Origin of the sequence: Salinivibrio proteolyticus (assembly GCF_001996165.1) — a bacterium.
Taxonomy (GTDB): Bacteria; Pseudomonadota; Gammaproteobacteria; order Enterobacterales; family Vibrionaceae; genus Salinivibrio; species Salinivibrio proteolyticus.
Genome location: NZ_MUFP01000014.1, coordinates 78,160 through 90,995, shown reverse-complemented (window position 1 = coordinate 90,995; position 12,836 = coordinate 78,160). Strand labels below are relative to the sequence as shown.

The window sequence follows — 12,836 nt, the reverse complement described above, 5'->3', positions numbered from 1 at the left end:
GTGTATCCTTCGCCCTGCTTGTTTACCCTGATACGTTCAGCCAGACCCTGCCGTCTGGCTCAACGCACCACAGCCCGCCCGTAAAGGCAGGCTGTTTGTGTCTTCATGTCGCCATGAAAGATTAGGCTTCGATAGGCTTACGCCAGTCGTCTGAGCCTGAGGTGCCTGCGTTAACGTGGTCCCACGTGATTTTGCGGTAAGACATCGACACCGTCAGGTTCTGGGTGAAGTCTGACTTCGCCGGGTCTTGGCAATGAGGCATCTCGCAGTGAATGTCCACAATCGAAGCGCTTTCCAGCTTGGTGGTAAAGAAGTTTTCTTGTTTACCTTCAATCGAGGTGCGGTACCACTTCAGCTCAACGGTGGACATCTTCTCGCCTGACGCCAGTGCGTTATAAAGCAATGGCACCGCTTTGTTGAGCGCAACGGTGAATTTAAATGGCTTGTGCACACGTTGGCCTGATGGCTGACCTGACTGAGGGTCCGTCGGTACGGTCACATTGTGGTCAAACTGTTGTACCAGCATCTCGTCTTCATGGCCTTCGACAAAGGCATCACCGATAGAATCCGCGGTGCAGGCACCGGCAGTAATCAAACCCTGAGTTTCACCTTCAATCGAGATATAACATGGCGTTGGCATAATCGCTCCTTTCTAATTAATGGAAGAGGCTGTCCAGTCGGTGCCTCTGTTCGCCATCCCATATAGCGAAATGCATGCCAGCTTTTTTAACCCTAAAATTCAGCACGTTACTCTCTCACTGACCAATTTTTTGCACGCCACAAGCAAGTTTTTGCTCGGCGAGGCAAGAAGTTGCTTTACCTGCTTAATTATCATTCTCCATGGCCACCTTGGCTGAGGCATCATTCAATGCTTCGTTTAGCTCAGCCACTTTCCAGCTCAAATGATTGAGACGTTCGGTCAGTACCTCTAATTCGTTGTTTGCCTTTTCAAACTCACCTTGTTCAATCAATAGGGTGACGTAATCCGCACGACCATAAATAGGCGATAAGCTGATCGCAAAGTTTTCGAGTGAACGCGTTTGCTTTTGTAGCGCCCACCAACGATTTTGCTCGGCAAGCAGCGCGATATTCGCCATCTTGGTCCGTACCGCTCTGAATTTATCAATGTACTTATTGGTGCTTTCCAGTGCCTCTTCTCGCTGCGTGTTATAAGCACTTAACAATACGCTTGATGCTTCATGCTCTCCGTATAATGTCGTGAGCGCATTAAGGTGCTGCGCGGCCAATACTTTGGGCGTTTCAATAGATTGGTCGAGTTCTGACTCAATAGCTTGTTGATACATAGCAACGAATGCATCTTGCCAACGTGTCAAAGAAGACGGGCTATATCGTTGAGTAAACTCTTTCAATGCGTGTTCAGAGTTCAAGCTAGGTTGGGGACTGTAGGTAATAAAGGGGGGTTGAAAATACGGAATATAAGGATAAGCAAGCCAAATAATCACCACTAGGATCGCGCCAAACGCGCAAGCGAATACGTTCTGGCGACGGCTTTTCTTGATCGTGATGGTAGGGTTTTTCTCCTCATCACGTTGCTGCTGTTTCACGGCACTGTGTAAACGGGTTTCTATCCGGTCTATGTGCTCAAATAAAACGTAAGCAAGCCCTTCATAATCGACAACATGGTGAGGCTGCTGCCGCTCTATAACATGAAAGAGCGAATCGCAAAGTCGTTCGCAGCGGTAAAGGTCACGCAATGCCTGTTGATCGGGCTTGATTTGTTTTAATTCACTTAATACGCGCGAATTCACCCAATCAAGGGCTTCTTTACGCGCACGCGCTCGTTTCTCATTGACCTCAGTTTCATTATTTAAACATGCAAGTAGCAACTCTAAACCATTGGCAAATTCTGCCAATCCGCTGGTTTTTAGTGCTGCAACGGTAAAGTAGCCACTGAGTAATAAATCAATCCCCTTATCACGTGCCAAGGCTTGGCAAGAGTCCTTCACACATACCCAATCTGTGCCGCCTGATAGCGGAGAATGACGCTTGTTAATTTGTTCCCTAACCGCTTCGTAACGTTCATCATCACGAATGCTTGATGAATCGAGTGAAATCTTAAAGGGTTGGTTATCTATTGAGATAATAAAAGGCATGTTTGGCTTTCCTGATAATGCAGGGGCGAGTCCCCTCGCCCCATGATCAGTTAGTAAAGGTTGCGTGAGAGTTTAAAGGACTTAAACAAACGCTGAGTGAATGGGTTAGTCGCGGCTTGCGCATTAACGCGGTAAATCATTCCACCACCATCAACGTTGAATTGATAATCAACAGATGTCGCACTTGCCGATACGACCGCTCCTTGATCCAGAAGACGGAATAATGCCCACGGACCTCGTATCACAACACTGCGTGGAGACAAATTGGTTTTTGTCGGTACCAACGTCAACTTCGAAGTTGCCGAGTCTCGCAGCGTATTCGGCCAGATCAGCTCTATACTGTCTCGCGGGCCGTGGCTATAGGTCACATATTGCCCATCAATATTCAGCACACTTCGACGCTTATTACTGCTCAAGCGAAGAGGCTCAACGGAGAAGCTCACATCTAAGATACCTTTGCGGTTGAAGAACGCTTCTCGAATCTTTTGTGCTTGACGGATCTGAGCAAGTAAATCTTGGCGGATCAATGAACCGTCAATGCCGCTGTTACCCACAGAGATGTTTTCATCAATAAACATCTTAAGCTGGTTGTTATAGAAGCTATCCAAGGTCCCACCCGGCGCAAAGAAGCTCTCAAAGTCACTGAGTGATGCATCTTTACTCGCCTGTGGATTGAACGGATATCGGTTAGCCAGCTTTTGTTGATAGGGACGATAAACATCTTGATACCAGCGTACTTCAAGGTGTTGAATCGCCGCCTGTTTTACAACATGCCAACTTTCATCTGCCAGTTTGTCGACCATACCATCCAGCGGTTCTGGTAGGCCTGTGGCAATACGTTTTAGCGTATAGATAGGGTCGGTGTTTACCAGCTTCACACGCGCTTTAGTTGCATCGAGCGCGGCCGTGCCGACGTCAGGCGCATCCTGAATAGACTTAAGGTAGCTCTTGAGTTCTTGCACGGACGCCAGTACTTCACTCAAGTAGGCAGGCTTGTCATTGACCGCTTTAACAAGGCTATTTAAGTCAAAAAACGGCGCTTGGATCTGAGATGCGACGTTATATTTTGGATTCTCTGCAATCGCGTCCTGCGCGTCTTCATCCAATCCCAGCCCTGATGCAAGCTGAGTATTGGTTTCCAACGTACGCAATAGGCGCTGTAGTGGTCCAACGTGACCGGTAAAGTTATCCAATACAGTAACGGCATCGTTGATATCACTGAAGAATTTCACGTCAATCTCATTCAGTGCCGTTCGCCATGTATTGGTGTAGTCCGCAACATAAAGATCGCGAATCTTGTTCCTTAGCGCTTTCTTATCTGCTTCACTAAACTCTGCGGTTTCGGCTTCACCGAGTACCCAACTGTCGATCAACGCGAGGTCAGAAACAGATTGTAGTTTGGGTACAAAATACTCTTCAAAGCCTTTTTTAGTCAGCATTTGTGGAATATACAGATTTTCGCTGTTAACCACTCGTTCTTCGAAAACAACATCAAAGACGGGCCCCACAGAATTACGCAAATTCATCGGCGCGCCGAGTACGGTCTCTGCGTCGAGTTTAAGATTACGATAAACACGTTGATCGGTTGGCATGGTGCGCAAATCAGCTTGCGCGCGCGCAATCGTCATATCGTAGGGGCGCATAACACGTTCTGCGACCTCATCGCCTTTTCGGCGTGCACCTGTCAGATCGGTATGACGCATTGCATAATCTAAGTGCCCTAACAAACGTTCTTGGATAGTTTTTTGTCCGGCAAACTCTCGTTGCCATTGCTGGCTAAAATAATCCATTACGTAGTCATGATAGCGCCCACTCTTATCCACCATCATACGATACACACGTAATGCCACGAGTCTTTCCTGATCCGTGGTTGCTTGGTTAAGATCAACCACCGTATCCGCCATCAGCAGGGGTAAGAAACGGCTCTTCAATAGGTTTAAATACGTTTGTTCGACCTTAGGCCCAATCACATGTCCCTGATAGAGACCAAAGTCAGAGATATACTTCGGCTTATCTCGGAAAAAACCAAACTCCAACGTGGCTTGTCGGATCTGGTTCAACGGTTTCAATACTTCTTGTTGCGATGCGCCTGCCGCATTACTCGAGAATTGCGTCTTATACTGGTCTACTTTGGTTAGCACCGCATCAGCATGCGCGACGTTAGCAAGGTAGTAGCGATGCCACGTCCCCGCGAGCAGCACGGTTGCGATTGAGCAGGCTAACACCGACATGCCAATTAGGCGTCGCTTATGCTTCGCCACCCGGAAGTTATCAGACGCGAGTCCTGCTTCTGGATAAATGATGTTGCTGAAAAGCCGTTGGGTAAAATAAACGGTCGAGTTTTTCGACTTCTGCGCACGGTTCACTGCATGCGAGAGCCCATAACGGCGAGAAGCAGCATCATCAAAGGCATTGGTTGGGACACCTTGTTGATATACCGATGTGAAATAGGCCCCTCGCACCAGTGCGGATGTCGAGAACTGATCGCTTGCCAACGCTTCGTTAAAAAAGGTGGCCAGTATTTCTTTCAGCCCTGCAATTTGGCGTGAGAAGCTGTATATCGCTTTGCGATCCTCAAAGTCGAGCGGTGTTGCCAGTGCGTGAGGCACGATCGCATTTACCCGGTCGATGAAGCCACTGTATGCCTCATCAAACTCTTTTAACCATGAGTCTAAGTCATCCACTGAGTTTAAAGAGAAGGTAAACCCGAGCACTTCATCGCGCTGCTGCTTCGAATAATGCTTAAAGAAAGGTTCAAACCCATACAGTAAGTCGAGCTTAGTTAAGGCAATATAAACAGGTAATCGCGTCGACAGCGTTTCCATCAACTCGCGTAATCTCGCACGCAGCAAGTTGGCGTAAGCTTTACGTTCAGACGCTGTCGCTGTCGCTAGGTGTGATGCGTCTAGCGTCAGCACGATGCCATTCAGTGGACGACGACTACGTGTTTGTTCCAGCCACTTAACAAAGTGTAACCACAGACGGCGCTCTAATTCACCGTCGTTATTTTCATCTTTGTTGCCCTGAGTGAGTAGCTCGCCATCAGGATCAATCAATACCGATTCATCCCCTATCCACCAATCAAATGAATATGGGTTTTCGCTTTTTTGCCCAGAAGCTCGCATCACAGACGAAAACACGAAGTTCTGCCCAGAGCGATTAATAAGACTGGTTTTGCCGGCGTTTTCCAATCCCAGCACCAAGTACCATGGAAGTGCGTAAAGGTGGTTTCGCTTGTTCAAGTTTTGCTTCATGTTCGCAACAACTTGATCAAGCTCAGACTGTTGGCGCTCTTCGTATACTTGGATAGGGTCTTCGCGTAGTCGTTCAGCGTGCTCTTGCTCCGCTTTGAAACCTTGTAGCTTACGCCATTGCCAAACACCCCAAATCGCCAACGCCCCGAGCGTAATAAAGCCACTACAGATCGCACGCGCCGCGATAGATGCAAGAGGCTTTTGCTCACCGAGTGTTAGCCAAGGACCTGCCCACCATATGGCGACATTAACAAGGATAAATATCGCAACCAATAAAATAGGAAAAGCCGCAAGCATTCCAGGCTTAAGCTTTTTCGCTATTTTGAAAAGATGTTTCCACATGAATTTTCGCCCTTAATCACTCTGACGTTGTTTTGCGTTCAAGTTGTTCAACCAAGCTGGGCTCCCAGTCGGTGACACTCATGGTCTTAATTTCTTGGTTCAAGGTTTGATACTGCTCTTTTGCCATGCTGTTTAGCTGGTTCGCGTGCAGAAGGTCGGCCGAGAGCATACGCCAGTAAAAGTGGTCTCTTGGCTCGTTTGCTGCCTGTAGCCCATCGTTTAGCATGGAGAGTGCAACGGCAATTCCCCCTTCTTTCGCCAAGGCAAGTGCCTCTTTCTTTTTCTCCTGCCAATCGCCACTCACTGACTGGCCCCCACCTCTCTGATTCGCGCTGCCACTGGCTAACCAGTCTTTCACTGCATCAGAAACAAAGGGCTCTCCACCTTTAAACTGCAAATCTTTCAGCCCAGGTAAGCGCTCTAAAAACTGCGCCACTTCAGATTGAATGGCATCGCACCAATTTTGATGGCCCAATTTTTGGGCAATGGTGTAGCTCATTAAATGGCCATCAAACCAATACGGTGCCATGGTCAAACTTTGCTCGACCTGACGCCACAAGGCTAAATCGGGATGCCGCATTTTATCTTGATAGTCTTTGACACGGTCTTGCTGCATACCTCGCAGCAGCGTTTCCCCGCCGGGTTTATGATCGGGCAAAGCAGTGATGCTATACCAGACGGCGTAACGTCTTAATCGAATCGCCAGCGCCACCCCGTCGTCTTGTTCAGCCAAGAACGAAGCGACCTTAAGCAACGTCTGTTTGGTGGCTTTATCACTGGAATGATCGACATCCACGGATGATGTTGTCGGCGTCGTGCTGGTGCGCGAAGGCGTCGGTTGCTCTTTCGCCACCTCGTTCACGCGTTGACGCTCTTCCGCTCTGCGCAGTTCTGACTTGATACTTCCAACTACACTGGCGACGAGGTCATTAGTCAGCCCATTGTCTTCAATCGCTTTTTCCCATGCCTCGATAGCCTGATTGAGCTGTTCTCTATCTTGCGCATCGAATTGGCCAAAGTCGGTTTTATCGACGGCCATAGAAAAGCGCTGCGCCATTTGGCTAAAGAACTTGCGCCGCGGCAGATTGCCGCGTTTGCCGGGCGCTGGATGGCTTTGCTCCCAATAGTTCGACATGAAGCTTGCCATCACATCAAACGAGAGAATGAATCTCGACGGAGACGGTTGGTGGTGCAGGCACTGCAACAGGTATGCAAGCAGCTTGATGTCTTTTGTTTTTTCCGACAGCAGTTTAAGAACGCTATGCTCAACCTCATCCCACTGCACATCGCCGTGAGACAAGGAGCCAACTTTCATCATTTGATCTTCAACAAAATCAAACAATGGATCGTCAACCAGTCGCTCTCCAACTGGGTTCGCCGCGTCAATAGGTTGCGCGATACAACGCTTGTACTCTTTTAATTCCATCTTTACCAACCGCAACGTTCGCGTAATGCATGTATGGTGTTATTTAGCGGCGCAGTATCAAAGCGAAGGCCGTCTACATATCGCGAGTTTGAACGAATAACCAGTTGATCTTGGCTAGAAAGTGATTTCATCAATCGAATAGCCGGAAGTCCCCGAGAAGACGATAACACTACGCCTACATCATCACTTCGCCAGTACTGGGTTTGACCTTCAGGGAACGTCATCTTCACTCGGCCATCGTCAATCGGTTCCGGCAACATCAATTCAATGCGACTGAGGTTGTCGATACAACTCAGCATCAGTACCGGTTGCTCGCTTGCTTTAAAGCGCGTTCTTACATTGTTTGCTTGAAGGGTAATCCAAGCGCTACTTCCGCGCCCTTCTCCTTGCTCCGTTAATGACCAAGCTTGAGGCGCTTTAGCATTCGCAGCATCCATGGCTCGTCGCCACTGCTGAGGTTTTTGGGTAGCGCGATCTTCTGCTACGTCGCTCGCGGACAATTGCGTGTTAAAAACACGATCAAAACACGCTAAACGGTCAAGTCGAGAAGGCACAACGCGGCATTGCTGAGCCTGCTCAAGTTGCTTAACAGGGGATATTTCTGCCGCAGTAGAAGAAAACGATGCACAGAGAAGTGTTACCGATGCGGCCATTGCTAAGGCGTGATTATGCGTATTCATGGCGCTTTTATCTCTAATTTTCGACATTTATAAGTCAATGTTCTTCTCGGGATACCTAAGCTTTCCGCCACTTTGGCGGTATCACCACCAAACTGCGACAACCTATCCGCAATAATGCGCTGTTCAAAATCCATCAACGCTTGTTTCAGATCGCCAATCGACGCAGCGTCGATATTCAGCACACGACTCGATGTCGATAGCCCATTAGAGTCACAAACGGAGCGGACATCATGCGTCGCTGGGGCCGGAGCTGGGGCACTGCTAACCGACATATTCAAGCGCGCACCAAAGGTTGCCAGTTTTATCGCCTCGCCATTTGCTGTTTGTGCGCAGGCATACTCGATTAAGTGTTTTAGCTCGCGCACGTTGCCGGGAAAGCTATAGCCAAGTAGCGCATCCAACGCTTGGAAGTCAATATCACGGATGCTAGTGCCATGTTGCTGATTAAACTGTTGAATAAAGTGGAAACATAGCTGGCGTATATCTTCCTTACGCTGCGCAAGTGCTGGTACATGTAGCGGGTATTGCAGTAAGCGATAATAAAGGTCTTGTCGAAACTCACCTGCACGCACTTTTTCGAGTAGATGAACGTGGGTAGCCGACACCAACCGGAAATCTGATTGTTGCTCTTGGTGTCCTCCGACAGGTCGAAATGTTCCTGACTCCAGTACCCTGAGTAATTTTGCTTGCAAGCTCATTGGCATATCGCCAATTTCATCCAAAAAGAGCGTGCCGCCATTCGCTTGTGAAATAAGCCCTTCTTTATGATTCACGGCACCAGAGAATGCTCCTTTCACATGCCCGAATAGTTCACTCTCGAGCAAGTGCTCCGGTATGGCCGCGCAATTGATAGGCACAAATGGCTGAGTATTTCGGCTTGATAGATCGTGAACCGCGCGCGCGACCAACTCTTTACCGCTTCCAGTCTCTCCYTGAACGAGCACAGAGAGATGCGATGACGCCGCATTAGCAATTTGGTCACGAAGACGCAGCATAGGTGCACTGTCACCGATAAGCGTGGCAGACAAGCTCGCTGCTTGCTTTTGCTGATGCGCCCTTTTTTCGATATCCGAAAGAGAGGCTCTTAACGCTCTACGACGGCTCTCCTCGCCTTCCATTTCACTAAGTAGAGACCACTGATTCACAAACACATCCACAAATTGACTGAAACCTGGGTCGTCGTGCCACAGCGAAGATAGAGCATCGCTATCTCCCACTAGACAAACAACAAGCTTTGTATTCGTGTCACGACGTACCAAAGGATAAATATTGACGGCTTCAAACAAACCAAGCTCACCGACAAACTCAGCAAACGCTCGATTTGATTGCCAATAAACAATATCTTCCGCACCTAAATGCATAGGGACGACATTTTGAAGTACATGAGCAAAGGGGGTGTCAAAATCCGTTACCGACCAAGACGTATCCAATGCGTGGCAGACAAGCTGTCTGCCATCGCAACTGGGTGTGAGTAGCATTCCTTCGCGTAGCTTGAGCTCACCGACCACGATTTGGATAAAGCGAGACTGTAGATCGACAGTCCGCCTTTCCTTCGCTAAGTCAGTCACATAAGCCAGCCAATTACGCATTATTACTCAACCTCGCCTTTAAACTCACCCTCTTCGGCGTATAAACGCACATGAGAGATATCTGATTTCTCAGCCAGTTTGTTAAGCAAAGAGAGCGAAACAGGGGGCAGTAACTGACCTTCTATAATCGCTTCCAGCATACGTGCCCCGTTTTCACTACGAGTCGCGCGCTGCAGAATCTCGTCAATCAGGCTTTCATGAATATCAACCGTTGCTCCATAACGCTGAGCAAATGTCTGTTCGAGGTGAGTGAGTTTACCTCGCACAATATCCGCGAGTACGTCCTTACCTAGTGGCAAGTAAGGTACGACTTCCATACGTGCAAGCAGTGCAGGCTTAAAGAAAGCCGCAAGTTCTGGATACAAGGCATTATCAAGGTTCGCTTGATCATCAGCATGATCAACGATCGTTTGATAACCGAGGTTCGAGGTCAAAAAGAATACGGTGTTTTGACAGTCAATCACACGGCCTTCGCCATCTGCCAGTTCACCCTTATCAAAGGCTTGATAGAAGATATTCAATACTTCTGGGTGCGCTTTCTCGACTTCATCAAGCAGTACAACCGAATAAGGCATTTTACGAATCGCCTCAGTCAGTACACCACCCTCGCCATAGCCCACGTAGCCTGGGGGAGAGCCAATCAAACGTGAAACCGTGTGTTTCTCTTGGTACTCCGACATATTAATCGTGGTTAAAAACTGCTTACCACCGTATAACTGTTGAGCAAGCTGCACAACGGTTTCGGTTTTACCCACACCGCTGGGGCCAACCAGCAAAAATGCGCCTTTCGGTCGGCCTGAACGACGTAGATCTGCACGTGCTGTCAGCAAGTGACGATGAACACGTTCGATGGCAATATCCTGCCCTTTGATCGCCTTTCCAAGCAGTGTTGTCAGGTTGGTGATTTTATAAAGCTCATCACTGTTCATCTGATCAACGGGCACACCTGTCCAATCAGAAATCACTTCAGCGACTTGTTCCGCATCCACGTGCGGGTGCATAAGACGCTCATCATGAGGAATCGCGTCAAGTGCCGCATATTTTTCTGACAGTGTTTTCGCGAGTGCGTCGTAATCACACGCTTCATCCGCATCATCACCGACATCGGCACAGTCTTTGTCTAACAGCTTGGCGCGTAAGGATACAATTTCTTCTACCAACTCGCGTTGTTCATTCCAGCGTGATGATAGAAGACGCTTTTCTTCTTCATCCGCCTGCTCCAAGGTTTCCAATTCATCGAGGCGTTCTGTATTTACCGGCTGGCCAATAAACTCTGCGCGCTTCAGCATCTCGATTTCTTGTTGGCGTTGGTGACAAAGCGTTTCAAGCAACGCCAAGCGCTTCGGTGGCGTCGTCATGTTAATAGCAATACGAGCGCATGCCGTATCTAGCACATCAATGGCCTTATCAGGGAGCTGTCGTCCTGAAAGGTAGCGAGCAGAAAGCTCCGCAGCCGCTTTTAACGCATCGTCAGCAATAATAACGCCGTGGGCTTTTTCATAGACACTACCAAGACCACGCATGATATTGACCGCTTGATCCACAGAAGGCTCTTCCAATTTCACCAGTTGGAAACGACGAGTGAGTGCAGGATCTTTCTCGAAGTACTTTTTATATTCTTTCCAAGTCGTTGCAGCAATGGTACTTAACTCACCTCGTGCCAGTGCTGGCTTGAGTAAGTTTGCTGCGTCACTACCGCCTTCTTGGTTTCCTGAACCGATAAGCGTGTGCGCTTCATCGATAAAGAGAATGATTGGGTTGGGTGCAGTCTTGATGCCATCGATAACCCCTTTCAAGCGTTTTTCGAACTCTCCCTTCACAGAGGCGCCAGCTTGAAGTAGGCCTAAATCTAAGCTGAATAACTCAACGTGCTTAAGTTTTTCCGGAACATTTCCGGCTGCAATGCGTAATGCCAGACCTTCGACCATCGCGCTTTTACCCACCCCAGCATCACCAACAACAATGGGGTTGTTCTTACGACGACGGCATAAAATATCAACCATCAGGTTAAGCTCTTCCTCTCGACATAAGACCGGGTCGAGCTCACCATTTTTTGCTTGTGCCGTAATGTTTGAACAGTATTTGTATAGCGGAGATTCACTGCCCTCGAGAGAAGGCGCATGTTTTTTCGCTGCCGCATTTGTATCAACCGCCGTTTCTGCGGAATCAGCTACAATCGCGTTAAAATGTTTCTTAAGACTTTCACGATTAATGCCGTCCAGCAGTTTGGCGGCTGGACGAGAAAGGTAACGATCGGCGCGGTTAAGTACGGCATAAAATACGATACCCGAGCGCAATTCCGATTGATCCAATTCAGTCGTCGACAGCAACCAAGCTTCTTGCAACATTTCAACCAGTAGCGGGGAAAAAGCGGGATACGTGTCTAGTGCTTTGTCACGTTCATAGCTCGAAGAAAGCGCCTGTTTTAGTGCTTCAACTTCAACGTTCGCTTGTTTTACGATCAAACGAACATCAGAAAGCGGATTGTCCAGTAACACCTCGATGAAGTGTTCAATCAAAACTTCTGGATGTTGCCTTTCAATACAGAGCGTGGCCGCTTGCTCAAGGGCAAGTTTACTTTGCTCATTCAATTTTGAAATTAGCGTAGATAATTCAATTCGAATCACGGGGACACCTAGTTATCTAAATAAAATACGTTATTGGCTAAAGCAGTTGATTCAGCTGGCTCAGCACATTCTCAGACTTTTCATGGAGCAAATACGAGTAACCCGCAAAAATACCTGCCCAAAGCACGACGAAACCAGCGAAGACTGCCCATAAAGGCACCTGCTTACTGAGCGCATAGCGCGTGTTGACAACATGATCACTCGCGTCTGCCAAGGCTTTAGGTTGCTCATCATCAAGGACTAAGTCATGTAACCTTTTGATCACTTTCTCGCGCTGAGCATGCCCGCCATCAATGACTCGGTATTTGCCTTCAAAGCCCAGACATAAGCAGTGGTAAATAAATACCAACAGCGGCCGATACTTTTCAGGTTCGCTTTCAAGACGACCTAAAATGGTGAACACTTTTTCTCCACCCCAGGTCTCGTTGTGAAAACGGGACAACATTGAGTGCTCAGCCCAACATGTCGATGCTCCCCATGCTGTTCCCATTACCGCTTCATCGAGAAACGTACAAAGAATGTAGCGATATGCCATCAGCACAGCATGCTCGAAACCTTGTTCCGATAGCTCGATTTCGATCGCTTTAATTTCTTCGATCGTTTGATGGTAAATCTGCTCAATATTGCTACAGCTTGAGAGTGAACGAACACGTAGCGCTAGGCCAAACAGTGGCGTTGCTGCATCCACCAACGCATTTGGGTTATGGCCCCGTAATTGAAACCAATAGTCTTGGTCGCTATCTATTTTCTCAACATCATCAAACAAAAGATCGTTGAAAACACTGTCTTCGGTTGCCGCCATGA

The 12,836-nt window shown here is 48.2% G+C and carries 8 protein-coding genes; all 8 read right to left on the bottom strand.

Annotated features, from left to right (window positions below; genetic code table 11):
- Positions 1 to 121: 121 nt before the first annotated feature.
- Positions 122 to 640, bottom strand: coding sequence for a type VI secretion system effector Hcp-2 (gene hcp-2, locus BZJ19_RS11550; RefSeq protein WP_069590456.1), 519 nt, complete (start codon positions 638 to 640; stop codon positions 122 to 124).
- A 184-nt stretch (positions 641 to 824) separates the two neighbouring features.
- A complete protein-coding gene (locus tag BZJ19_RS11545; RefSeq protein ID WP_077675739.1) occupies positions 825 to 2,114 on the bottom strand; it encodes a type VI secretion system ImpA family N-terminal domain-containing protein in 1,290 nt (429 codons plus the stop codon).
- A 50-nt stretch (positions 2,115 to 2,164) separates the two neighbouring features.
- Complete coding sequence (gene tssM, locus BZJ19_RS11540) at positions 2,165 to 5,710, bottom strand: type VI secretion system membrane subunit TssM (RefSeq protein ID WP_077675738.1); 3,546 nt, start codon at positions 5,708 to 5,710, stop codon at positions 2,165 to 2,167.
- A 16-nt stretch (positions 5,711 to 5,726) separates the two neighbouring features.
- Entirely contained in the window at positions 5,727 to 7,136 is a 1,410-nt protein-coding gene (gene tssA, locus BZJ19_RS11535) for a type VI secretion system protein TssA (protein WP_077675737.1), read from the bottom strand.
- A 2-nt stretch (positions 7,137 to 7,138) separates the two neighbouring features.
- Positions 7,139 to 7,816 carry a type VI secretion system-associated protein VasI gene (gene vasI, locus BZJ19_RS11530; protein ID WP_235608216.1) on the bottom strand — a complete coding sequence of 226 codons (678 nt, stop codon included), beginning with the start codon at positions 7,814 to 7,816 and terminating at the stop codon, positions 7,139 to 7,141.
- A complete protein-coding gene (locus tag BZJ19_RS11525; protein ID WP_077675736.1) occupies positions 7,813 to 9,405 on the bottom strand; it encodes a sigma-54 interaction domain-containing protein in 1,593 nt (530 codons plus the stop codon). Before BZJ19_RS11525 ends, vasI begins: the two co-directional genes overlap by 4 nt.
- A gap of 2 nt (positions 9,406 to 9,407) precedes the next feature.
- The gene (tssH, locus tag BZJ19_RS11520; protein WP_077675735.1) at positions 9,408 to 12,032 is read right to left on the bottom strand and encodes a type VI secretion system ATPase TssH; all 2,625 of its coding nucleotides are present in this window, start codon (positions 12,030 to 12,032) and stop codon (positions 9,408 to 9,410) included.
- A gap of 37 nt (positions 12,033 to 12,069) precedes the next feature.
- Positions 12,070 to 12,834 (bottom strand): type IVB secretion system protein IcmH/DotU, encoded by a 765-nt coding sequence (gene icmH, locus BZJ19_RS11515; protein ID WP_077675734.1) that lies wholly within the window; start codon positions 12,832 to 12,834, stop codon positions 12,070 to 12,072.
- Positions 12,835 to 12,836 lie beyond the last annotated feature (2 nt).

Excerpts from the sequence above, each read along its gene's own strand:
- hcp-2 (WP_069590456.1), bottom strand. The coding sequence starts at position 640 with ATGCCAACGCCATGTTATATCTCGATTGAAGGTGAAACTCAGGGTTTG.
- BZJ19_RS11545 (WP_077675739.1), bottom strand. The coding sequence starts at position 2,114 with ATGCCTTTTATTATCTCAATAGATAACCAACCCTTTAAGATTTCACTC.
- tssM (WP_077675738.1), bottom strand. The coding sequence starts at position 5,710 with ATGTGGAAACATCTTTTCAAAATAGCGAAAAAGCTTAAGCCTGGAATG.
- tssA (WP_077675737.1), bottom strand. The coding sequence starts at position 7,136 with ATGGAATTAAAAGAGTACAAGCGTTGTATCGCGCAACCTATTGACGCG.
- vasI (WP_235608216.1), bottom strand. The coding sequence starts at position 7,816 with ATGAATACGCATAATCACGCCTTAGCAATGGCCGCATCGGTAACACTT.
- icmH (WP_077675734.1), bottom strand. The coding sequence starts at position 12,834 with ATGGCGGCAACCGAAGACAGTGTTTTCAACGATCTTTTGTTTGATGAT.